This is a genomic window from Roseovarius sp. MMSF_3281, from assembly GCF_030733685.1.
Taxonomy (GTDB): Bacteria; Pseudomonadota; Alphaproteobacteria; order Rhodobacterales; family Rhodobacteraceae; genus Roseovarius.
This window is the reverse complement of the sequence record NZ_JASHIM010000002.1, coordinates 128908-153782: the sequence shown is the minus strand read 5'-3', so window position 1 is coordinate 153782 and position 24875 is coordinate 128908. Positions and strand designations below refer to the sequence as shown.

Sequence of the window (24875 nt, the reverse complement as noted above, 5' to 3'; positions counted from 1 at the left end):
CCCGCATGTCTGGCCCCTTTGACTATTTCGTGGTGTTCGCCGAAATGCGCACCGGATCGAACTTTCTGGAAAGCAACCTGAACGCCTTTGACGGCTTTCAATGCCATGGCGAGGCATTCAACCCGCATTTCATCGGCTATCCGAACAGAACCGAGATACTGGGCGTCACGCAGGATATGCGAGATGCCGATCCGGCCCGCCTGATCAACACTATCAAGGAACATTCCGACGGCATGGGCGGCTTTCGGTTTTTCAATAACCATGATCAGCGCGTTCTGGATATCACCTTGGACGATCCGCGCTGTGCCAAGATCGTGCTGACGCGCAATCCGGTGGACAGCTATGTGAGCTGGAAGATCGCGCAGGCCACGGGGCAATGGAAGCTGACCAACGTCAAGCGCCGCAAGGACAGCAAGATCGCCTTTGACGGCGAGGAGTTTCAAAAACATGTCGGGCGGCTTCAGGAATTTCAGGTGATGCTTTTGAACCGGCTGCAAACCACCGGTCAGACGGCGTTTTACGTGGCCTATGAAGATTTGCAGAACCTTGATGTGATCAATGGCCTGGCGCGGTTTCTGGGCAGCGATGAACAGCTTGAGACGCTGGATGGATCGCTCAAGAAACAAAACCCAAGCGGACTTGAGGACAAGGTTTCAAACTTTGACGAGATGGAGCGCAGCCTGTCAGGGTTGGACCCCTTCAACCTGACGCGGACCCCGAATTTCGAACCGCGCCGCGGCCCCGGTGTGCCGGGCTATGTGACGGGGGCCAAGGCCCCCATTCTATACATGCCGATGCGCGCCGGCCCCGAGGCCGAAGTGCGGGCGTGGATGGCGGCCTTGGATGGTGTGCCCGAGGAAACCCTGCCCACCAAGATGCAACAGAAGGGCCTGCGACAGTGGAAGCGGCGCAACCGCAAGCACCGCAGCTTTACCGTGTTGCGCCACCCCTTGGCGCGCGCGCATCACGTGTTTTGCACGCGGATATTGATGCGGGGGCCGGGCACCTTTTCGGATATCCGAAAGACCCTGCGCAATTTCCACAAGCTGCCGATTCCCGGTGGCAATCCCGAGGCCGATTACGACCGGCGCGCCCATCGCGCGGCTTTCGGTGCCTTTCTGGAGTTTCTGAAGGCCAATCTTGCCGGGCAGACCGGGATCAGGATCGACGCCCATTGGGCCTCGCAAACCTCGGTCATGCAGGGGATGGGGGAGTTTGCCCTGCCGGATATGATTATCCGCGAGGACGAAATGGACACACTTTTGCCAGTGCTTGCCAAGCAGGTGGGATATGCCAAGCCACCGCGCCCGGCCAAGGCGCAAGACGACATCCCCTTTGCCTTGTCCGAAATCTATGACGAGGACCTCGAAGCCCTGGCAAAAGGCGTTTACCAGCGCGATTACATGATGTTCGGATTTGGAAAATGGGGCGGTTGACCCGCTTTGTGACTCAGGCCGCCTGCACGGCCTGAGCTTCGGTAACGATGGTATAGAGCGTTGCCGGATCGCTGTTGGAGCGCAGTTTCGCACAGACCGAAGGATCGCGCAGGGTGCGCGAGACCAGCGCCAATGCCTTGAGGTGTTCAACACCCGCGTCCCGCGGCGCGAAAAGGGCGAACGCCAAGTCGACGGGCTGCCGATCGACGGCATCGAAATCCACCGGCTTTTCCAAGGTGACGAAGGCGCCGACGACCTCGTCGATGCCGTCGATCCGCGCGTGTGGAAGGGCGACACCATGGCCCACACCCGTGGGCCCAAGGCTTTCACGTTCCTGCAAGGCTTCGACAGCCGCGGCATGGTCGATACCGTAGGCGGCCTCGGCAATACCGCCAAGCTCATGGAGCAGGCGCTTTTTGCTGGATGCAGCAGACAGTACGCGGACGGCCTCAGGCTTGAGGATCATTGACATTTCCATCTGTTCAGCGTCGCTCCGACAGGTTGGCGCAGACGCGCCGTGCTTCCTGATTTACGGATCGATCCAGCCGATGTTTCCATCGTCGCGGCGGTACACCACGTTCAACCCGTTGTTTTTTTCGTTCCGAAAAACAAGAACGGGTGCCTCGGCCAGTTCCATCTGCATGACCGCCTCGCCAACCGAAAGAGAAGGAATTCTGGTTTCCATCTCGGCCACGATCACGGGTTGCAGGTTTTCAGGCTCTGATTCCGCATCCTCGCTTTCCGAGGCGAGGATATAAGAGGATGCGCCCAAGACTTCAACCGGCTGCGCGCGTTCGCGGTGGTGGTCTTTCAATCGGCGCTTGTACCGCCGAAGCTGCTTTTCCATTTTCTCGCAGCATTTGTCGAATGCGCCGTATATTTCATGCGCATGCGCCTTGGCCTGCGCGGTCAGACCCGTGGACAGGTGCACGATGGATTCACAGACATATTCACTGGCGCTTTTGGAAAAGATGACATGCGCGTCAGTGGGCCTTTCGGCATATTTGGCCACCGCTTCGCCCAGTTCCGTCTTGACGTGAGTTTGGAGGGCTTCGCCAACATCGATTTGCTTTCCACTGATTTGGTAACGCATCTTTTCTCCTTCATTTGAACACTCCGAATCCCTGCATAGACGCCTTGGTGCGCTTGCAAAATTCAGCTTCGGATGTGGAACCACGACATTTGATCAGTCTGCCACTGACTTGGCCCTGACAATGGAGCCATTTGCGAAGTCGGCACGGAGATATCAAATGTCATACCCCTATTTGAGGCCCTTTGGCGAGGTCTTGTCAATGACATTCGAATGACAGTTGTCGTGATCTGCCTCAGGAGATACGGAAACTATCACCAAGGTAGACGCGGCGCACGTTTTCGTTTTCCACCACCTCGGAGGGGCTGCCGGACATAAGCACCTTGCCGTCATGCAAAATATAGGCCCGGTCGACGATTTCGAGGGTCTCGCGAACGTTGTGATCGGTGATCAGGACCCCGATACCGCGCTTTTTCAGATCGGCAACAAGGTGCCGGATATCGCCCACCGAAATCGGATCGACCCCGGCAAAGGGTTCGTCCAACAATAGGTACTTCGGATCGGCGGCCAGACAGCGGGCAATTTCCACTCGGCGCCGTTCCCCCCCTGACAGGGCGAGGGCGGGGGCGCGGCGCAGGTGTTCAATCGAAAAATCCGACAGCAATTCTTCCAGTCGTTCGCGCCGCTTGTGGCGGTCGGGCTGCGAGATATCGAGGATCGCCATGATGTTATCTTCGACCGAGAGGCCGCGAAAGATCGACATTTCCTGCGGCAAGTACCCCACGCCCATCTTTGCACGGCGATACATCGGCAGGGTCGTCACGTCGCGCCCATCCAGAAGGACATGCCCGCCTTCGGGATAGATCAGCCCGGCGATGGCATAAAACGTGGTCGTCTTGCCCGAGCCGTTGGGGCCAAGAAGCGCCACGACTTCACCCTGTTGGAGGTCAAGCGAGACGTCGCGGATCACCACGCGCTTGTTATAGCTTTTGCGCAGGTTCTTGATCTGAAGCCCGTTGTTTTCATGGGCGATATGAAGCTCGGGCTTGGCCATCGTTCAATTCTCGGAGGGCTGAAGGATGGTTTTGACCCGGCCACTGACGCGGGCCGTTCCGGCGCGGGTATCGACATACATACGGTCACCTGTCAGGGCTTGCGGACCTTGAACTAACAAGACATCGCCCTGCATCTCGATCACGCCGTTGTCCATGTTGTAATCGGCCTGCCGCGCTTCGGCGGCGTCTTCGCCACTGACGAGGGTTACACCGCCGGTGGCCTCAAGCCGCCTGATGCGGCTTTGATCCTCGTTGTAGACGACCAGAACGCGAGGCGCCGAAAGGCGCATCTCGCCCTGCCCGATCAGCACATTTCCAGTGAAAACCGCCGTGCCATCGGCCTGATTGACGTCCAGGTTTTCGGCGGTCACCTCGACCGGCAGGTTTGAATTCTGCTGTGTATTGCCAAATGCCACTTGTGCGCCTTGGGCTGACAAATGCACCGGTAGCATGACAAACAACAGGAAGACGGCAAGCCGTGGAAATCGGGACACAGGGTTTATTCCTCAGGATTTTGCGGAGTGTATAACAGCTTGACCCCATCGGTGAAAAGTAAATGTGCCTCACCTGTCGTCTTGTCGGTGTCCAGACGCATGCGCCCGGCCTCGATCGTGCCGACAGGTGCCGCCCCCTGCACGGGGCCCGGTGTCTCGGCATAAAGGCTATCGAGCCGGGTATCGAGCTTCTGTGTCGTCAGATCATAGCCGTTGGTGGTGACCACATGCACATCACCCTCAAGATTGGCGGTAAGCCTGCCTTGATGCATTTCGGCGTGGTTCGATGTGATATCAATCACCGTGCCGGATGTCAGGCGTAACTTTGCAGTAACGGTTTCTGCCAACAGGTGTTCGGGATCTTGGGCATTGGGCTTGGCTTGCCTGGCGCGGATCGAGACCTGATCCCCCCGGTTGGTCACCCCGGCAAATGACGGGTTGGTCGCCCCCAGATCATCGGCCCGTTGTTCAAGGTCGATCCCGGTGATCGCGACATTCTTTGTTGGATCGACGTTGCGGGAGATCAGGAAAAGCGTCGACAACAGGCCAAGCGCGATCAATGGCAGGATGATTTTCATCCAGGCCACAAGGCGCGAATGGAAATTGTCGGCGCCCGTCATCATCAGTGCGCGAAAATATCGATCTCGGGCCAGCCGGCCAGATCGAGTTTGGCACGCATTGGCAGGAAATCGAAACAGGCCTGCGCCATTTCGCTGCGGCCTTCGCGGGCCAGCATGCGGTCAAGCTCATCGCGCAGGCGGTGCAGGTAAAGAACATCCGACGCCGCATAGTCAAGCTGTGCATCGGTCAGGTCAGGCGCACCCCAGTCCGAGGATTGTTGTTGCTTGGAAACATCCACGTTCAGCAGCTCTTGCAGCAGGTTCTTGAGGCCGTGCCGGTCGGTATAGGTGCGGACCAGTTTGCTGGCGATCTTGGTGCAATAGACCGGCGCGGTCAGTGCGCCAAAGGCGTTGTACATCGCCGCGATATCGAAGCGGCCAAAGTGAAACAGCTTCAGCACATCGGGGTTTTCCAGCATGGCGCAAAGGTTGGGCGCCTCGGTCTGGCCCTTTTCGACCTGAACAAGATGAGCGTTGCCATCGCCGCCAGACATCTGGATCACGCATAGCCGATCACGGTGCGGATTAAGGCCCATGGTTTCACAGTCGATTGCCACGACCGGCCCCAGGTCAAGCCCATCGGGAAGGTCATTCTTGTAAAGGTGGTTTGCCATGTTGTCTTTCCTTGGCGGGCCGCTTCTGTTGGCCCTTATCTTGGATCACGTCGTGTAGGGCCATGCCACAATGGGGCAAGTATGCCATGCGATTCGGGGTTCAAGGTGCTTTTTGCGGCAGGCAGGCGCGCAAATGAAGGGGGAATCTGCCCAATGTCAGGCCAACCGTATCATATGGCCCGCATCAGGCCTTGACCTTCCTGTAACTGGAACCCTTATGTGAGGGTGGACGATGAAGGAGGTCCACCATGTCGCGCCGTGTAACTTTGAATATCGAGGGCATGTCCTGTGCCAGTTGTACGGGCCGCGTCGAACGCGCCTTGACCGCCACGCCGGGGGTCGAAAACGTGTCGGTCAACCTTGCCAACGAGCGGGCACAGTTTGACCTGACCGAGGGGGGGCAGCTTTCGGATGCCGTCGCCGCCCTGGACGAGGCGGGTTATCCGGCGCGCACCGAAACTGTTGTATTGAATGTCGAGTCGATGTCCTGTGCCTCTTGCGTGGGGCGGGTGGACAAGGCGCTTGAGGCCGTGGACGGGGTCTTGGACGTCAACGTGAACCTTGCCTCGGAAACGGCAACAGTGCGATTTGTGCAAGGTGTGGCGACGGTGGGCGATTTTATGGCCGCCGCGCGCGAGGCGGGCTATCCGGCGACCGCGGCAAGTGAGGACCACGCCACCGAAGAGGCAAGCGAACGCAAAAGCACCGAAGCGCGGGATTTGTTCCGCAAAACCGCCATTGCGGCGGCGCTTACCCTGCCGGTCTTCATCATCGAAATGGGCGGGCATGTCTTTCCCGCGTTTCATCAGTTCGTCAACGCGACCATCGGCCAACAGACAAGTTGGATCTTGCAGTTTGTCCTGACCTCCCTTGTCCTGATCGGGCCGGGGCGAATTTTCTATGCCAAGGGCTTTCCCGCGCTTTTCAAGGGCGCGCCGGATATGAACAGCCTTGTGGCAGTCGGCACCTCGGCGGCCTTTCTGTATTCCTGTGTCGCGACTTTCCTGCCCGGGTTGCTGCCCGAAGGGATGCGCGCGGTGTATTTCGAGGCGGCGGCGGTGATTGTCGTGCTGATCCTTCTTGGCCGGTCGTTGGAGGCCCGTGCCAAGGGGCGTACCGGTGCGGCCATTCGCAAGCTCATGGGCTTGCAGGTGCGCACGGCGCGGGTGATCCGTGACGGCACGCCGAACGACGTCGATATTGCCGAGATCGCGGTCGGTGACGTGATTCTGGTCCGCCCGGGTGAGCGGATTGCCGTGGATGGCGAGGTGACCGAGGGCAGCGCCCACGTAGATGAAAGCATGATCACGGGTGAGCCGATCCCGGTGGAAAAATCCCCCGGCGACGAGGTGACAGGCGGCACCGTGAATGGCGCAGGCAGCTTGCAGTTCCGCGCCACGCGGGTGGGCCGCGATACCACGCTGGCCCAGATCATTCGCATGGTCGAAGAGGCGCAGGGTGCCAAACTTCCGATCCAAGGCATGGTGGACAAGATCACGCTTTGGTTCGTGCCTGCGGTTCTGGCCCTGGCCGTTCTGACGGTGGTTGTGTGGTTGATCCTTGGGCCTGATCCGGCGCTGACGCTGGCGCTTGTGGCCGGGGTTTCGGTTCTGATCATCGCCTGCCCCTGTGCCATGGGCTTGGCCACGCCTACCTCGATCATGGTGGGGACAGGGCGCGCGGCGGAACTGGGCGTGCTGTTCCGCAAGGGTGATGCGCTGCAGCAGTTGGCGACGGTCGATGTGGTGGCGCTGGACAAAACCGGCACGGTGACCGAAGGGCGGCCCGATCTGACCGATCTGGAATTGGTAGACGGGTTTGAGCGTGGCGAGGTCTTGCGCCTTGTCGGCGCGGTCGAGGCGCAATCGGAACATCCCATTGCACAGGCCATTGCCCGCGCAACCGAAGGCAAGGCCCTGCCCGGTGTCGAAACGTTTGAATCGATCACCGGCTATGGCGTGCGCGCCAAGGTGGCCGGGCACGACGTTCTGGTCGGCGCGCGGCGTTTGATGGAGCGGGAAGGTGTTGACCCTGCCCCGCTCGCCGAGACGGAAACTAGCCTGTCGGCCAAGGGCCGCACCGCGCTGTTCGCGGCAATCGACGGCCAGTTGGCCGCCCTTCTGGCGGTCTCGGACCCGGTGAAAGCCACCAGCGCCGCCGCCATCAAGGCCCTGCACGCCCGTGGCCTGCATGTGGCGATGATCACCGGTGACAAGGAAAGCACCGCCAAGGCGATTGCCAAGGATGTGGGTATTGATCAGGTGGTGGCCGATGTCCTGCCCGATGGCAAGGTCGCCGCGCTTGACCGTCTGCGTGAGGGCGGGCGGCGCGTGGCCTTCGTGGGTGACGGGATCAACGATGCCCCGGCCCTTACCCATGCCGATATTGGCGTGGCCATCGGCACCGGCACCGACGTGGCCATCGAAAGCGCCGATGTGGTCTTGATGTCGGGCGATTTGCAGGGGATCGTCAATGCCGTCGAAGTTTCGCGCCAGACGATGCGGAATATCAAACAGAACCTCTTTTGGGCCTTTGGCTATAACGCGGCGCTGATCCCCGTGGCCGCCGGGGCGCTTTATCCGGCCTTCGGTGTTTTGCTGTCACCGATGCTGGCGGCCGGGGCCATGGCGCTGTCTTCGGTCTTTGTTTTGTCCAATGCGCTGCGTCTCAAGCGCATGAAAGCGGTGCAGGAAACCGGGGCAGATGACGCCGGTAACACCACAGCCCTTGAACCTGCCCCAGCGGAATAGGAGGCCATCATGAATATCGGAGATGTCGCCAAGCACGCGGGGCTTCCGGCGAAAACCATCCGCTATTACGAGGATATCGGCCTGATTCAACCGGATCGCGGGACCAATGGCTATCGCGATTTTTCGGAGAATGACCTGCACAAACTGCGGTTCTTGGGGCAGGCGCGCTCACTGGGGTTTTCGATTGAGGATTGCCGGGACCTGCTTGCCCTTTACGAAGACAAGGACCGCGCAAGCGCCGACGTCAAACACATCACCGAGGAACATCTGGAAAAGATCGACTCGAAGATAACCGAGCTTCAGGCGATGCGACGAACTTTGGCGCATCTTGTCCAGGCCTGCGCCGGGGATGACCGGCCCGACTGCCCGATACTGGCCGATCTGGCAACCGCACGCGCCGATCCGGCCTAGCGGACCTGGCGCCAGAATATCGGGTAAGTAATGCCCGGAAGAAACATGAGACCATTGCCTTTTGGTTTTCCAGTTTGTTCTTGTACGGTCTTTCCCCTGGCTTTCTTGCACGAAGCCTTCCGCCGCTAGCCATGCTCGCGCCCGGCGAAGGCCATGGCGCGGGCCTCGTGGGTTTCGGCGGCCACGGTATCGCGCCGCCGGGCGGCTGCCGTACGGTCGGCGCGCCATTGCATCGCCCGCCGCAAGAGGGCAACCGCCATACGGTCGGGCAGCGGACGCAACACCGCCTGAAGGCGCGGCACCAACCGCGCGAAAAGCGGGTCGTCGCGGGCCACGATATCCTCGGTCGAACCCGGGTCGCCCTGTCGTCCGGCGCGGCCATAAAGTTGCCGGTCGATGCGCCGACTTTCGTGATACCCGGTCAGGATCACGTGCAACCCGCCCGCCTTGGCCACGCCCGGCCCCAAGGGAATATCGGTGCCGCGCCCGGCCATGTTTGTGGCCACGGTGACGCGGCCCGCCTGACCGGCCTCGGCGATCAACTCTGCCTCGCCTGCATCCTGCCGGGCATTGAGCACCCGGTGCGCCACGCCCTGTTGGCCCAAGACCTTTGACAAGGATTCGGACGCGGCCACCGTGCGCGTGCCGATCAAAACCGCGCGCCCCCGCGCGGCCATGTCGGCGGCGCGCGCCCCCACCGCCCGATGTGCCGCCTTTTCATCAGGCAGGCAGCGCAGGCCCAGATGGCGCCGCCGCGATGGACGGTGCGGCGGCACCGGAACGGTCGTCAGATCAAAGAACGTGTGCATTTCGGGCGCAATTTCGAGGCCCGTGCCCGTCATCCCCGAAAGCCGAAGGTACTGACGGAAGAAGCGCTGATAGGTGATGCGCGCGATGGTTTGCCTCGGGGCGGTCGGCACCAGCCCTTCCTTGACCTCGATCATCTGGTGCAGTCCGCCTTCCCAACTGCGGTCGGGCATCGTGCGGCCGGTGAATTCATCGACGATATGGATGGCCGGGCCATCCTCTGTCTCGGCGACGATGTAATGCGTATCGCGAAGATAAAGGTATCGTGCGGCCAGCGCTTGTCGCACGCGGTCTTCGCGCGCTCTGGCCACTTGCCAGATCCCGGTGAACGGGGCGCAGGCCTTGGCCAGACGGGCCTTGCCAGCCGGTGTCAGCCGGGCCCGACGTTCGTCTTCGACCAAGACGAAATCTTGCAGCGCCGTCAGACGGCTGGCCAGATCGAGCGCGCGCAGGTACTGCTCGGGGTCCTCGGGGCCGGAGGTGGCCGAGATGATCAGCGGGGTGCCCGCCTCGTCGGCGAAAATGCTGTCGGCCTCGTCCACTATAGCAAAGCGCAGCCCGTCAAGGATCGGTGGCGCCACCAGCGCGCCCGGATCGTCGGCAGCACCATAGGCCCGGCGCAGGGTGCTGCGGGCGGCAGACCGCGCGCGCCCCGCCGCAAGCCGATCCTTGAGGTAGTCGAAGGCCACCTCCTTGTTGTCCACCCAGGTGACATCCGCCGCGTAGGCGACACGCCGCGCCTCGGGCGACAGGTCCCCGGTGACCAGCCCCGCACTAAGCCCGAGCCGGTCCAGAACCGGGACAAAGGCATCACGGTCGCGCCGCGCCAAATAGGCGTTCACCGTGATGACATGCGGCGAGAGCCCAGCCAAGGCCGCCACGCTTGCGGCAAGCAGTGCCGTAGCACTTTTGCCTTCGCCGGTGCCCATTTCCAATAGCCGACCGCGCAACAACAAAACCGCGCCCAGCACCTGAACCGGGCGATGCGCGATGCCCAGTTCCCGCGTCGTGGCCACCCGCGCCAACGCCAAAGCGCGGATCAGGGAACCGCCACCCAGCCCTTCACGCAAGAGCCTGGGGCGGAGCGCCTGCGCGGCATCGCGCAACGCACCGTCCTCAAGCGCCTCGCAATCGGCCACCTCGCGCGCGACTGCCGCGATCAGCCGCCGTTCACTCAGGCGGCGCGGGCGCAGGGCCAGGGCCAACCGCGCCGCACCTGCCCGCAGGACACGGTCGGTCCAGTTCATCACCGGCACGCGGCGTTGCGGGTACGGCTGGAACAGCCAATCGCCGCGCATCGCCCCCCGCCCCAGCACCCGGTCAGACATCGAAGCCCCCCAGAAAACCGCGGCGCAAGGCATCAAGCGCCTGCAGCCCCAAGGGCCTTGCGTCGTGGATCAGGCGCAGGTGAACGCGTTGTCCGAAGGGGGCGTCATTCTCTGGCGGCAGGTCGGTCTCGTACTGGAAAAGCCGGGTCATGCTGCGCAGGCCCTCGCGGTCGGACGGGTCCGTGGCGATGGACCCGCCCGCGCCCAGCCCCAAGGCCGGCGACGGCAGGCGAAAGGCCCCAGCCTCGACCGGCCGTGGCAGCGTTCCAGGCATCGCATCACCGCCGGTTCCGGGCAAAACGATCTCGACGGCGCGAACCCCGCGCTCCACCGCGTCGACATCGGCCTGTGTCACCACAAGCCGCACCTTTCGCGCCCGGGCCGGCAGCACATGACCCAGCAATTCGCCGGCTTTGACGTAACGCCCGGGCATGTCTTCGACCGGGCGCACCGGCCGGAAATACCCAGTTCGCCCTGCCCTCAGCAGCGCCGCATCGTGCTTTTGCCGCTCGCGGGTGAGGTTGCGACGGGCGGCCTCAAGCTCCAGCCGGGCAATGACGACGGCGGCGGGCTCTGACACCTCGTAGCGGCGCACGCTCTGGCGCAATTCCTCAACCCGCCAGCGCAGCGCCTCCAACCGGGTTTCGGCCAGGGGATTGTCAAGCATCACGATCGGCGCGGCCTTCCGCACCCGGGCACCGGCGGCGGCCAAGACCCTGTCAATACGACCGGGTTCTTCCGCGCGCAGCGCAGCGTCGGGCGGCATCCAGACAACGCCCGTGGCGCGGGTCACATCCGGGGTCGGCCACAGGAAAAGCCCCCCGAGGATCAGGGCAGTAACGCCCCCCGTGACCGCCAATGCACGGCCCCGCACCGGACGCAGGACAGGCGCGGTGAAAAGGTGCCAAAGCGCCTTGCCCACGGGCCGCCCCAGAGACAGGGTCAACGACCAGATGGCAAGGATCACACCGACGATGAACAGCATCGACGACACCAGCAAGGCGATGGTGATGGACAGGACCACGCGATACGCAAAGGCCAGTGGCGCATAGATCGCGAAAACCACCCGTTCATAGGGGGTCGAGGGCGACCGGCGCACCCCTTCGGCGCCGAAAAGCCGTGCCTGCACCATTTCGCCCCACCACTTGGTTGCCCGCTGGGCCAGATTGGGCACGCCGATCACATCCGAGAACACAAAGTACCCGTCGAATTTCAACAGCGGGTTACCGTTGACAAAGAGCGTCGAGATACCGCCGATCAGCATCACGTTGTAAAGGGCGGCGCGCAGCGGCCCCGGTTCCATGTCGCGCCACAGGAAAAATGCCAGCGCGGCCAGCGTCGTCTCGACCACGATCCCGGCCAGCGCCACCGCCGCGCGCTGCCACCGCGACGGTAACGCCGCCGAGGCCGAGGCATCGACGTAAGGCACGGGCATGAAGACGAGGAACATGATCCCGAACTCGTGCACCGGGGTGCCGAAGCGGCGCGCGGTCCAGCCGTGCCCGAACTCGTGCAGTATCTTCATAAGGACGTAGGTCACGGCGATAATCGCGAAGCTGGAGGCGGTCCAGACCATATCGGCAAAGGCGGAACTCAAGGTCTGCCACTCGGCAAGTGCGCCGGCGCCGGCCCATGTGATCAGCACCAGCCACGCCACGAAACCCGCCGCCGAAACCAATGGCCGCACCAACGGCAACGTCGCCCGGATCAATGCATCGGGATCAAAAAGCGGAATGCGAAACGACATCGGCCCCATGACGTTCTGACGTAGCAACGCGCGGTCCTGCTTGCCCCGCCGTTCGGCCAGTTCGGCAAGGTCCGGCGCCTCGTGGGAATCCAGAAGGTCGGCATGGTGCAAGGCCGCCAGAAGGTCGACCACGTCCTCCTGCGACGGGGCCTCGGATTCCAACCGGTCCATCAGTTCATCCCAGATGTCGGCCACGCTGCGGCGGCCATTGAGAAACCGCAGGAACAATGCGCCCGCCGGATCGACACGGTGGGTCCGGCCGGTCAGCGGGTCGGACAGGACATAGAAAACCAGCCCGCCGATGCGCTGTCGTTCAATGCGCAACCCGTCGCGCAGCCGAGGGGCGAGATCGGCCACACGATACCAGCGATCCGAGAAGAACCGCTCCATCTCAGGGGCTCCACCGCCAGATGGTCAGGCCCGCCCAGTCCCGCAAGCGCCGGGTCAGGATCGCGGCATAACTTGCCTCGCCGACGGTGACGCGCGCCACGCCCTCCATTCCGGGCAGAAGTTCGGCCTCGCCCGGCTGGAGCCGCGCCTCGGCGCGAAAGCCCGTTCCGTCAGGCCGCGCCTCGGCGACGGGCACCACCGCCGAAACCTCGAGCGGCAGGCGAAGCCCGGGGCGCGCCGCAAGCGCCAGCGTTCCCTCTTGCCCGGCCTCGACCAGCGCCACGTCGCGTTCGTCCACGCGCAGGGCCGCGCGCACCGCGTCTTCAGGCGCGATCTCGTACATCAGTTCGCCCTGCTCGACCGGTGCACCGATACGGCCCGCATGATCGCCCGACAGGATCACGCCCGAGATCGGCGCGTTGATGCGCGTGCGTTCAAGCTGTGCCGCGGCCAGCGCCAGTTGCGCTTCGGCCTGGGCGACCTGCGCGGCGATCAGGGTGCTTTCGGCCCGTTCGCCCCCGGCCAGTGCCTGACGCTCCTGCTGGCGCAGCTGCGCCAGTTCGCTGCGCCAGCGTTGCGCCTCGAGCCGCAGGTCACGGTCGTCAAGCTGCAGCAACAGATCGCCTTTTTGCACCTTGTCGCCCGCCCGTAGCGGGGCCTCGGCGATAAAGCCCGCAACCGGCGCGGTCGCCGCCTGCTGACCAATGCCTTCGAGAACGGCGTCGGCTGTCACCCGCAGCGGTCCATGGATCACGAAGGGCGCGATGAGCAGAGCCAGAATCACCACCGCAGCAAGGCGATAAGACGGCCGGTGCCGCCCGAAAAGCGCCCTCAGGCCCCGCCCGGCCATGTCGGCCCCGCGCCCGGCGATCCAGGCATTCTGCCGCCGTTTGAGACCCAGAACCGGCCCGGCGAGTGCGGCCACCGCTTCGATACGGGTCAGCGTTTCATCGTTCAACGGCGCGTCGGCCTCGACGGTGATGGCCCCGGCCGGGATATCGCCGTCGTACAACAAGACCGTCGCCAGCCCTGCCGCGCCGGTTTCATCACGCAGGTCGCCATGGGCCGCATCGACCATGGTGCGCCGGTTATCGGGTTGCGGCAGCACCACCGACTCGAACTGTTGCAGGGCCTCCTCCATGGCGTTTTCGAAACTGCGGGCCAACTTGCCCCGCCGACGGAACCACGCGGCGCGCGAGACAGCCGCAAGCTTTAGCCGCGCGGTTTTGCCCGGACGCCCACGCACGAAGGCGATACTGGCGCGGGTGAGGTCAAAACGCGAGACGAGCTCGTTGACCAAGGCCGCCGCCGCATCGGGCGCACGTCGCTCGGCGGCCAGCACGGCCAGCGAATCGAGTGCCACCACCGCCTGCCCATGCCGCGCGCCAAGATCGCGCGCGCGCCCTTCCCAAAGCCGCGCCGCCAGCCAGCCCGCGGCCATCTCCAGGACGGGGGTAAGCGCGCGGACCTCCTTGGCGGTTTCTCCGGCAACGATGGCGGCAAGGCCGTTTTCGAAATGCACCGGAACCGCCACGCAGGGTGCGCCACTGGCTGCGATTACCGCGCCTTCGGCATCCGCCGCCGCGATGATCACCTCGCTCAGCCCCGAAATATCGGCATCTTCCTCGGGCCAGACCGAGACCGGACGAAACGCACCGCCGCCTTCATCCTCGGCCATGACCACCAGACGGCGCAGACCGGGATGGGCCTCGGCCACGAAGGCCGACCATCCGCGCAGGAAAGCCGCCTGATCCGTCGCGCGGTAAAACGCGCCACGCGCGCCGTCGCGCCCGGCATGGTCGGACAAGGCCGCCTCGGTCGTCTTCTGAAAATTTCCGTCAGACATCGGGTGGTGCCGACCCCCGGGATGTGGGTACCCGTAGCATGGCCGCCCGACCGCTCAGACCGGCGGCAGCCTGCGCCTTTTTCTGCGGTGCCCTCCGTAGCGCAGGCCCATCGCGCAACGCGAACCGGCCCATGGCCGGGGCAAGCGCAGCGAAGGTCAGCAGCGCGTCGTCCATTCCTTGCATCTGTACGCCAAGAGTGGCCGGGGTAAGCGACAGCCCCTCTGGCGGTGTGGCGGCAACCTCGACCTCGGCACCGGCGTTGACCGCCATTTCGATCGCACCATCCCCGCGCGGGAGGGCCAATGCCCCATCGGCCCGCGCGTGGCGCAACACCGTCCCGCTGGCCTCGACACGCAGGACACCGTCCCCGGGCGCGGCAAAGCGGAAGGTTCCCGGCGCTGGCGCCTCGGCCTCTGCGACGCCTTCCAACGAAACCTCGGGCGCCATCGCCGTGTCCGACACCGGCAATTCAACCGAGAAAGTCCCGCCGGGCCGACCGTCGCCATCGCCATCGAGACGGCAGCCCAGTATATCCTCGACCGCGCCCGATGACCCGATCCTGAGACGGGCCCCCGGTTGCAGCATCGTATCGGTATCGGAGGGGAAGAATGTCAGCGTGTCGCGCGTCGGGCCTGGTTTGAGATTCCCGGGCACCGGCACGCCTTGCGGATCGACAAGCACGACAGCGTCTTCTGCAAAGGCGGCCATGAGGTCGAGATCATGCGAGAAGCGGATCAAGAAGCTGTCCGATTGTGCCGTAACATCCGCCACCGTCAAAGGTGGCCGTGGACCGACCACGACCATCAACACGGTGGACATGATGCCCTCATCCGTCATCAGCCGCACGCGGACGCGGTAAATCCCGTCCGAGTCATAGGTATGATCCACCGACCTTGCCCCCGGCTCAAAGTTTTCCGGGGTGCTGCCATCGCCCCAATCGACCACCACGCCGCTGATACGCGGCGCGCTGCCATGCACAGGTGAAAGCGAAAGTGTCATCGGCGCGCCGGCGTCGGTTTGCGCGGGCAGCGACACCGCGTAGCCCGCGGCACGCCCGACCGAGCGCGCGCCACAGCCGTCGGGCGGGATATCCGCGATGCCAAGGGCGTTGAGGCCCAGATCGCCAGCGATAACCGCACCGCCCGTGGGCGCGCGCGGCTGGCTGGCCTGTGGCGACAGCGAGACCTGTGGCAACGATGCCTGCGGCGCGCGGGCAGCGGGGGCGCCGCCGCCTCCGCCACCACGCGCAGGGGGCGCGACCGGTGGCGCAACCGTCACGGCGATCTCGGCGGGGGCGCTTTCGCCTTCCCCGTCGCTGGCCACGTAGGTAAAGCGCGCGGTGCCCGTGAACCCCTGCCGGGGCGTGAATGTAAGCGTGCCATCCGCATTTTGGGCAACCGTCCCGTTCTGGGGCCGCGAGGTCAGCCGCATGCTCAGCGCGTCACCGCCCGGGTCACTGTCATTGTCGAGCGGTGACAGGGTGACCGGCGTGTCATGCGCGGTGCGCACCGCATCGGGCTGCGCCTGTGGCGGGGTCATCCCGGCGGTGATGCGCAGGGGCAAGACCGCGTCGCCACCAGCAACGCCATTGCCATCGCCGTCCAGTGCCACGCCCGCATCCGAAAGGATCACAGGTGCCGCCGGGGATTGCGCGCCGTCCACGCCCCCCGAAAGTGTCAGTGCATACCGCCCGGCGCCCAGCGCGCTATCGGGCCGGAACTCCAATGACAGGCCATCCGCCGCGAGGGAAACCGCGCCATCCACCACCGCGCCACCCTGACGCAGGATCACGCTCTGGCCAGTCACCGACGCCGGGTCGATCGCCCGATCGAACCGCACGGTCAGCGCATCGGGCGCCGATTCGAAGCCGGTGATCTGGGGTGCGTTTGCCGCCGGTTGACGCACCAGCACGGCAAGCGGCGCGGCGTCATGAACGCCATCCTCGTCTTGCAGGGTCACGCCAACCTCGAACGCGCCGGGCGCGGTATATACATGCTGTGCGCTGCGCCGGTCACCCGGCAGGGTTTCGGGCGGTGTTCCATCGCCCCAATCCACGACGATCTGTTGCGGTGTGTCGTCACCGGGGTCGGCGTGGGTGATGTCGATGCTGTAGGTTTCCCCCGGCCGCACCGTATCCGGGCCGGTGACGCCAATATCCGGTGCCACGTTGCGAACCTCGACAGCAAAATCGAGAAGATCGCGGTTGCCGTCCGGGTCCGTCACCGAGACTTTTACGTCATGCCGCGCCGGGCCGTCCGGGGCCATCCAGTCAATCGCGCCGGTGGCGGCATCCACCTGCATCCCCGTCGGGCCATCGACAAGCGCAAACCGCAAATCCTCTGGCGGCGTATCCGGATCGGTGGCCGCGAGGCGCAACGCAAGCCTGTCGCCCTCCCGCAGGCGCACCTCGGGTTGTTGTTGGAACTCGGGTTGCGCGGCAGCCATGCTGACCAAGAGCGGCGCGGCGTCAAAACGTCCATCCTCGTTCACCGCGGTGAGGGTAATACTGCGCGCCGAAGTGCCGGAATAGACATGGCTGGCCCGGCTTGCGTTACCCGGCAGCATTTCCAATGCGCTGCCATCCCCCCAGTCGATGAGATAATCCTGAATCGTGTCGGCCCCCGGGTCGGTGACGCCGAAGCGCACCTCGTAGGGCTGTCCGGCGGTGGCCGTGGCCGGCCCGGTGAGCATCACCCGGGGCGCCACGTCGGTGACGCTGACCCGGAAACTCTGCTCAGAGGAAGCCCCCGCCGCGTCGGTCACACGCACGGTCACGTCATGGCTTGCCGGTCCGTCGGGCGCGGTCCAACTCAGCGCGCCGGTGGCGGCATCGGCCTGCATCCCCGCCGGGCCACTGACCACTCCGTACCGTAGATCGGCAGGCGCATCGTCCACATCCGAGGCAGCCAGCCCGAGGTTGAGCGTTTCGCCTTCGGCGAGGGTCTGATCCGCGACGGCGGTCAACTGTGGCGCATCATTGCGTGGGGCCACGTCGATCACGACCCGCGCCGGGGCCGAAACATCCGTGCCATCCGACACGGTATATTCGAAATCGACCTGTCCCGAGAAGTCGGGCGCGGGGACAAAGCGCAGCGTGCCATCGGCCAGCGGCGTCAGGGTGCCGGACCCCGGCGCCCGGGTCACGGTAATGGACAGAGCGTCGCCGTCGGCATCGGTATCGTTGACGCGCGGATCGAATTCGAGCGGTGTATCCTCGACCGCCGCGATCCGGTCATCCACGGCCACCGGCACAGCGTTGTCAGGCAAGACAACCTGCACATCGTCCACCCGATAGGAACTGTCCTGCGCGCCGAAACCCAAGAGGTCGAACCCGAGGTGAAGGGCATTGCCCACCGGCACCGAGGAAAGGTCGACCGTGACCTCCAGCGGTTGGGACAGATCGGCCATATCGCCCGATGCCGCCACCCCCGAAACACTGACGCCCGGCCCGAAGAACACCCGTCCGTCGACCTGGACCGACAATAGCGCGTCGGTTCCGCCCAGGCCCTGCACCTGCGATACGACCGCCGCCGCGGTATCGTCGCGCAGCATCACCTCAAGCGCGTCGGGCGCCCGGCCCGCCTGCGCGCCCAGCGTGATATCCGAAAGCGTGAAGGCGATGCTGTCTGCCCCGGCGGCACGCAGGACCGACTGTGAAAGCCCCGAGAAGCCACCCGACCCCTCGTCGACCACCCCCGTGCCGTTGTCGATGCGCGCAGCACCGGCCAGGTCCCAGCCTGCCGAAACACCAGCGGGCACCGAGAAATCGCCATTTACAAAATCCATGTTGGTCGGTGCCCCGCGCGCCGCCTGCAATCCGGTCGCGGTGAGATCAGGCATCACGCCCTGCGCGAAATCCGCCACTGAGGGCAGGCGCCGGGTGCCTGTCTCGATCACGCCCGACATCAACCGCTCAGGCGCCTCTGCCAAAGGTATGTCGGGCAGGCCAAGGGCATGGCCCATCTCGTGCGCCAGAACGGTCAGAAGGTCATGGCCCATCCCCGCCTCGCCGCGCATGAGCCAGTCATCCGCGTCGCTGGTGAACTCCTCGTGCGCTTGCGGCGTGGGATCGACGAACCAGCCCGCCCCCGCGCCATCGCTGTCGATTGTCAGAACCTCGCCCTCGACCTGTGCCAGAAGCGTACCCGGCAGATCGGCCACCACGAGGCGCAGGTCATCTAGCGCCGAAAGCGCGGTATCGGTGGTCAACCCGCTGTCTGCCCACAGATCGCGGGCCCAGCCGGCCAAGACCTGCGCCTCGGTCTGCGTGACCGTCCTACCGGTTCCCGCACCGGCGCGCGCGGCCTGTTGCGCGGCTTCCGCCGCTGTCCCCAGAAGCGTGATGTCGTCGAGGAAGAAAATCTGGCTGATCGTGTCGGCGGCGGTCTCGACGGCATCGCTGGCGTTTTGCACGAACTGCGTGATGGCATCGGATTCCGCCGAGCCATCCTGCGGTGGCAGAACCGAGGCAGAGCCGTCGGGCGCCTCGAAGCCGACTTGCCGGAACATGAGCGTATAGACGCCTTCATCGACCGCCGAGGACAACTGAACGATATGCTGCTCACGGGAGAAGACACCGGGATCAAGCGTCACCGTATCGTGGTCCACCACCCCGGGGCTGTTGCCATCCACAACACTGTCGGGGTCCGTGCCCTGCTCAATCAGGAAATACTCAAGCTTGGCGTCGGTCAGGATCAGCGGCGCAACGGTCTCGAAACTGATGTAGTTCGCGCCGGAGGGCGGCACGTAGAAGCGGTTGTGCACGATCCGGTCAAACTCTGCGACCTTGTCCACCACGGCATCAATCAGCTTGTCGGTGTCGAAGAAATTGCCGAATAGCTGCGCCACGGGGTTGAAATCGTCAAACGATTTGAGCGCCGTCTTGAGGATCGTCTGTCCACCCATCAAGAGCGCCTTGTCCGACTGGCCAAAGATCGACCCCTTGCCAGTGGTGTAATACTTGATCGCCTCCTTGACATAGGCACGCGCCGCTTCCACGCCGAAGGGGTTGGCCTTGCCATTTTCACCGATCTTGACCAAATCCTCGAGGCTGACCTCCTTGGACGGGTCGACGTAATCCGGGAAGACCTTGTTCTTGAGGAACGCATCCTTCAGCCCCGGTTGTTGCAACAACCCATCGACCAGTTTGTAGGCATCGCCCAAGGCCTTGGCCCGCTTGTTGGCCACCGTACCCTCATCATTGGCCTGTTGGACCAGGGCCTGATAACTGGCCCAGTTGGGATCGTTGGGAATGTCGTAGTCGCGCAGGACAAGACGTGTCTGGATTTGTTTGAAGGCCGCGTCGAACAGTTTGTCGGCCAGCACGTCGCCGACCTTGTTCATCAGTTGGCCGAAGACCGCCCCGGCCGAGGTTTCGGTAACGAACAGCCCGGCCACGTCCGCCGACAGGTCGAAGGGCACATCCTCCAGCTCGCCCAGGCCGATGGTAAAGCCTTCGCCGCCATGGAAGGACCAGCCCGGAAGCTCATAGGACAAGGGGAACCGGCCGAACCCGCTAGCCGTCCCGCTGACCAATGCCTTGAGCTGTGCACGTTTGCCGGGGTCGTCGCCCGCGCGCTCGTCGAGGAAGCTTTGCAGGTCGATCTTGGACAGGAAAAGGTTGAAGAGCGACTGCTTGGTGCCGTGCTCGAAATTGCCGTTGAAGACATCCGGCACCGGCTCACCGACGATCTTGCCTTGCTCGGAATTGTCGTTGGTCACCGGTTCACGGACGGCGGAACGGGTACCGGGTCGCCAGACGTCGCCGCCGCCGGAGACCGAATAGAACCAGCCTTGCCCGGTGCCCTCCTGAATGACGCCGGGCACCGTGGTGTTGTCGGGGGCTGCGCGCACCACTTCGTTGCGCATTCCCGAAAGCGCCGTGCTGTTGGACAAGGATACGGGGCGCACCGCGTACCAGCCCTTGGCATCGAACCGCTGATCGGTGACATAGCCCATCGAGGTGATGCGCTGCCCGATCGACCTGTCGGTGCGGGGGATGGCGCTATCGCCAAAGCGGGTGATCCCGGTGTGGATCGTGCCCGCGTACCACGACAACACCCGGTCGGTGGGTCCGCCGAAGCCAAAGGAAATCCCGCCTGGCAGGGTGATGTCGTCCTTGTCAAAGCCGGTGGCCCCCTTGGTCAGGTCAAGGTCGAAATTCCAGTTCTGGCCCGTGCCGCGCCCGTTGGCCGAAAAGGTGAAGGGGCCCGGCACTTTCAACTTGTCGAGAATATTGTTGATGACCGTGCTGCCGGTGCCCACGATATCGAAGTCCGCATTGGGATCGAAAGAGGTATCACGCTTCACCTTGGCGGCCGTCTGGTAATAGTTGTCCGCAAAGCCTACGTTGCCCCAGCGCTTGATATCGGGGTCCTTGAAATCGTCCCAGTCGATAGTGCTGATCTTGATGCCGAGGGTATCGGCGACATCGATCACCTTTTCGATGGCTTTGGACAAGGCGCGCTGCTTGACGATGGCCGTCAGGCCCGCACCCGCCGTGACCGCGCCGCCGCCCGCGACAGTCGACACGGCGGTCGCCGCGGCAGTGGCGGCGGTAATCGCGTCATTGATGTTCTTGCCAAGCAGGACAATGTCCTTGAAGGGAATCTTCAGGCTCGCCTGTTTCTGGTCGAACGGGTCGAGCGTCGTCATGTGGATGTCGGTCACATCGGGCCGATGCACGCCCAGCCGCTGGATCATCTCGCTGTTGACGACCGCGCCACGGTTGTGGCCGATGAAGTGCAGCGGACTCTTGAGCAGCTCGCCATTGGTTTCCAGATCAAGCGCCATCAGCGATGCAAAGATCGAATCCGCCGCCGCCTCGGCAAACCCCTCGTCGGTGATGTCGGCCTCCTTGACCCAGTCCGACAACAGGATCACCGGCTTGCCGGGCTCAAGCGCGTCGCTGTTGCGCTTGCCCGTCACGCGATTCACCCAATCGCCACTTGCCTTGTCATAGGCAAGGATCGTCGCCCCACCCGAGGACCGCGCGATAAGCCGGGCAAGGTTCTCGATCTCCTCGGGCTGTTCCAGCGCGCCGTCGAGGAAGGTATCGAGCGACGAGGGCCAGAATTGGAACCCGTGGCTCAGCACTGTGACTGGCCCATAGGTACCCTCGGCCGGGCGCGCCGCAGTCTGGAAGGTGCTTGAGGCGCGCTCGGTCGAGTTGGCGATCTGCACACCCCAGTAATACACCTGCCCCGAGGTCAGCACCTCGTTGAAACGTGCGTCGAAGGTCACCTCGACGCGGGTGTCGTCAATACGCCCGGTCTCAACCAGCTTGCCCAGTTGGTTCACCCGGTAACTGTATCCGGCTTTCAGTGGATCGCCTTCGGGCGTGGTGAAAATGCGGCCCGGGTTCCAATCCGGGACTTGCTCGTCGAATTCCCCCTCGCGGTCGACAAGCGAAGGCGCGTCGATTGGAAAAAGCCCCTGACCATTCGTCAACTGGCTCAGGAAAAGCCGGGCCGTACGTTTGTCCAGTGGCAGGTCGCGGGCATTGAATTCAAACCCCAGCGTCAGTTCCTCGGAATTGTCGCCATGCACAACAATCGGCTGTGGCGGTTCGTCAAGCGTGAGCGTGGCGCGCTTGTTCAGTGCGATCTGCCCCGGCTTGTTGCTGTCGATCCCCGGCAGGTTGACCTGCACCCCTGCCAAGGGATTGCCAGCGTTGTCCTGATGATCGACCGGGAAGCGCCGCAGGTCGATGTCATTGCCGGAATTGTTGGCCGCAAGGATCAGGTTGGCAACATCGTAGACCAGCACGTTGTCGGCATTGGTAACCGAGACATAAAGCCGTGTGCCATCGTCTGACAGGGCGATCTCGCGCAGCCACTGGCGGGGCAGCGGCGTGGTCGAACCAAGGAACCGTGGCCCGGCATTCAAGCCCAGCGGATCCTGAATGATACCGATCTTGCCACCGACCTGTGTCTGGTTCTCGATCTGGATTTGCAGCTCATTCGAATACCAAGGCCGCGTGCCCGCATCGGCCACGAAAGCATAGGAGGCATCCGGCAGGATCACCATGTCCGTCGCCGTCTGGATATCGAGGTCGAAGGGCTGGCGCGATGTACCGACTGTCGGGAAGAAGCGGAACACGCCCTCGGCGTTCCAGCCCCATGCGTTGAACTGGTTGCGGACGAGCCCGCGGTTCATCTCCTCGAGTTCCTGGTCCTGATACGGCTCGATCGTGGCCATGACCCGCTCCAGCCGAAGCTGGAAATTCTCGGGGTCGTTCTCGACGATCCGCAGCCGCTTGAGCCCGTCGGTGGAATTTCCGAAGGCGGTCATCAGCATCACGTCGTTCTCGCCGGTCCGCCCAAGGTATTTCGGGTTCCATTGCACCACGAGGTTGCCGCGCTCGGAAAGATAACCGCCCTCTGTCCGCTGACCCCCGTCGGGCGGCAGGGCCTCCATTTGCAAGCGGCGACCGAACGCCGGCAACTGGGCTCCGTCAACTTCGACCATCTCGCCCATTTTCGCGGGATCGACGTCAAAGACATAGATTTCGCCTTCGGTCTCGCGGTCCGTGAGGTTGGGCGACGCGCCCTCGGGATAAATCGGCGCCAAGGCGAAAAGGCGCGTACCATCCGCGTTCAACTCGATCTCGTGGATCTGGTTGAACGGTTGCAAGCCAACGTTTTGGAACAGGGAATCAAGATCGCTGTAAGACGCGTTGACGCTGCCGATGGCCTTGGCCTGCAGGTAATCGGGCTGCCCGCGCCGCAGCTCGATCCGGTACACCTTGTCGCGCGCCGCAGCATAAAGCGCCGAGCCGTCCGGCGCCGCGGTGAAATCCGCAACCCGCCCACCGGGGATACCGACGAAATCGAAGGGGCCGTCACTGCCATCCAGATCGACAAAGCGCATGGCGATGGTATCGAAAATCCGCACCCCCGAAGGTGTCAGCACGTAAAGCGCCGCGTCGCCCTGCGACGCCACCATATCAATGATCCGGTCGCCCTCGATATTGCCGGGCAACGGCACGCGGCTCACCACACGGTCCGCCGTGCCTTGGGTGATCGAGCCACGCTCGATCACGTCGATATAGGCCGAGGCCGCCTCGCCCGGGCGAGGGCGCGAACTGACAAAGGCCAAGCCCCCCGCGCTCGACAGGCGCACCGGGTGCGAGCTGACGTATTGCGCGTCCTCGGGCCATGGCCCTTCCGGCGGGTAGCGCCCAGGATTGACCAGCCGCTCGACATAGATCGAGGTTTGACCGATCAGGATGTCGGTGGGCAGCTTGGCCTCGATCACATTGGTGAAACGTTGGCTGTTACTTGCCGCCGTGAGGGCCACATCGACGAAGTCCGCGCCATAAATGAACCTATCCTCGCCCTGGAACCGCAGGCGGATACGCGAATCGCGGATATCCTCGGCCGAGAATTCGCCGTCGCGCGCCTCCAGTTGGACGTCGTCCATGAACAGCGTGCCTTCCAGTCGAATGGAACTGAACAGGTTGGTCGAATCCACCAGCCCGGCCTCGGTTATCTCGGGGCGCTGCGCGTTGGTGAAGGGCCCGGCGGCCACCTGATCGTCTATCACCCGGGGCTCCAAGGGGTCGTCGACCGTATCGAATTCCACGAAGGTGGGGCCAAAACCGGGGTCAAGCTCGGTGTATTGCGGCACCGACGTGATCTCGCGGTTCGCGAATTCCTGATAAATCTCGTAATTCGCCGCCTGCGCCGCCGCCGGAACGAGCACCGCACTGGCCGAAAGCGTGCCCGCGACCGCAAGGCCGACCATCAACCCGGGCAGGCCCAGCGCGGCAAAGGGCACGGCCATGGCCAGAAGCCCGATGGCATCGGCGGCAACCGCCGGCTGCAGGACAATGGGTTTCATCGGCATGCCCTGCCGGGCCGCCAGAACCTGGCCGCGGTCGGTGAGTCCCGGGAACGGCGGCGAGGCCGAGCGCGCCACGCCATCGGCGCCGACGCGGCCGGTGTCGAAGACCCCCCAATGCACCTCCATCTCACCGTTGGGGCCGGTGGGCAACTCGATCTTCTGGAAGAAGGCGACCTCGTCGCCTTCTTCCAGGCCGGGCGCTTCGACGGCGATCTGCACCGGCGCGCCCGGATCGGCGTTCAGATTCCCGTCATAGTCGAAATCGAAGGCGGCGAAGGGTTCGAACACGTCCGGGATTTGCGCGGTGGGCGCGGTCGCCGTGGCATCGAGCGCCTGAACCGTCACGTCGGTTTCTTCGGCAAAGGCCCCCGGCGCAAAGCCGAGGCTGACACCGCCCGGCGCTTCGACGATACCGCCCTCTTCATCCACCTTGGCCTCGGCCAGCGGGGCGGCGACACGCACCGTCAGGGTTTCCTCACCGTAGGCATGGATCACCGTCA

At 63.9% G+C, this 24875-nt stretch carries 13 protein-coding genes (1 of these 13 running past the window's edge); 3 read left to right on the top strand and 10 right to left on the bottom strand.

Annotated features, from left to right (window positions below; translation table 11 throughout):
- Positions 1 to 5: 5 nt before the first annotated feature.
- Positions 6 to 1436, top strand: coding sequence for a nodulation protein NodH (locus RBB32_RS03355; RefSeq protein ID WP_306151267.1), 1431 nt, complete (start codon positions 6 to 8; stop codon positions 1434 to 1436).
- Between the two features lie 13 nt (positions 1437 to 1449).
- Here RBB32_RS03355 and RBB32_RS03350 read toward each other — a convergent pair whose 3' ends face one another.
- From RBB32_RS03350 to RBB32_RS03325, 6 genes are all read right to left on the bottom strand, one after another.
- The gene (locus RBB32_RS03350) at positions 1450 to 1914 is read right to left on the bottom strand and encodes a PTS sugar transporter subunit IIA (protein WP_306151266.1); all 465 of its coding nucleotides are present in this window, start codon (positions 1912 to 1914) and stop codon (positions 1450 to 1452) included.
- Between the two features lie 51 nt (positions 1915 to 1965).
- Positions 1966 to 2529, bottom strand: a complete 564-nt coding sequence (gene hpf, locus RBB32_RS03345; RefSeq protein ID WP_306151265.1) for a ribosome hibernation-promoting factor, HPF/YfiA family — start codon at positions 2527 to 2529, stop codon at positions 1966 to 1968.
- Between the two features lie 232 nt (positions 2530 to 2761).
- Complete coding sequence (lptB, locus tag RBB32_RS03340) at positions 2762 to 3520, bottom strand: LPS export ABC transporter ATP-binding protein (RefSeq protein ID WP_306151264.1); 759 nt, start codon at positions 3518 to 3520, stop codon at positions 2762 to 2764.
- Between the two features lie 3 nt (positions 3521 to 3523).
- The gene (locus tag RBB32_RS03335) at positions 3524 to 3973 is read right to left on the bottom strand and encodes an LptA/OstA family protein (protein WP_306151590.1); all 450 of its coding nucleotides are present in this window, start codon (positions 3971 to 3973) and stop codon (positions 3524 to 3526) included.
- A 47-nt stretch (positions 3974 to 4020) separates the two neighbouring features.
- Positions 4021 to 4638, bottom strand: a complete 618-nt coding sequence (lptC, locus tag RBB32_RS03330; RefSeq protein ID WP_306151263.1) for an LPS export ABC transporter periplasmic protein LptC — start codon at positions 4636 to 4638, stop codon at positions 4021 to 4023.
- The gene (locus RBB32_RS03325; protein ID WP_306151262.1) at positions 4638 to 5249 is read right to left on the bottom strand and encodes a ribonuclease D; all 612 of its coding nucleotides are present in this window, start codon (positions 5247 to 5249) and stop codon (positions 4638 to 4640) included. The genes lptC and RBB32_RS03325 overlap by 1 nt, the downstream gene beginning before the upstream one ends.
- A 248-nt stretch (positions 5250 to 5497) precedes the next feature.
- Between RBB32_RS03325 and RBB32_RS03320 the strand changes: the two genes are divergently transcribed.
- Together RBB32_RS03320 and cueR are read left to right on the top strand one after the other, a co-directional pair.
- Complete coding sequence (locus RBB32_RS03320) at positions 5498 to 7999, top strand: copper-translocating P-type ATPase (protein WP_306151261.1); 2502 nt, start codon at positions 5498 to 5500, stop codon at positions 7997 to 7999.
- 9 nt (positions 8000 to 8008) lie between these two features.
- Complete coding sequence (gene cueR, locus RBB32_RS03315; protein WP_306151260.1) at positions 8009 to 8410, top strand: Cu(I)-responsive transcriptional regulator; 402 nt, start codon at positions 8009 to 8011, stop codon at positions 8408 to 8410.
- Positions 8411 to 8535: 125 nt separating this feature from the next.
- Here the strand turns inward: cueR and RBB32_RS03310 are convergent, their stop codons facing one another.
- The 4 genes in view from RBB32_RS03310 to RBB32_RS03295 are tightly spaced (at most 1 nt apart) and all read right to left on the bottom strand, a layout consistent with a single transcriptional unit that may run on beyond the window.
- Positions 8536 to 10545 carry a translocase gene (locus tag RBB32_RS03310; RefSeq protein WP_306151259.1) on the bottom strand — a complete coding sequence of 670 codons (2010 nt, stop codon included), beginning with the start codon at positions 10543 to 10545 and terminating at the stop codon, positions 8536 to 8538.
- Complete coding sequence (locus RBB32_RS03305) at positions 10538 to 12682, bottom strand: PqqD family peptide modification chaperone (RefSeq protein WP_306151258.1); 2145 nt, start codon at positions 12680 to 12682, stop codon at positions 10538 to 10540. Before RBB32_RS03305 ends, RBB32_RS03310 begins: the two co-directional genes overlap by 8 nt.
- A gap of 1 nt (position 12683) precedes the next feature.
- The gene (locus RBB32_RS03300; protein ID WP_306151257.1) at positions 12684 to 14528 is read right to left on the bottom strand and encodes an HlyD family secretion protein; all 1845 of its coding nucleotides are present in this window, start codon (positions 14526 to 14528) and stop codon (positions 12684 to 12686) included.
- Positions 14521 to 24875: the end of a putative Ig domain-containing protein gene (locus RBB32_RS03295; protein ID WP_306151256.1), read on the bottom strand. Its footprint extends 23680 nt past the window's final position; only the last 10355 of its 34035 coding nucleotides appear in the window; its start codon lies off the right edge, out of view; it ends in the stop codon at positions 14521 to 14523. Before RBB32_RS03295 ends, RBB32_RS03300 begins: the two co-directional genes overlap by 8 nt.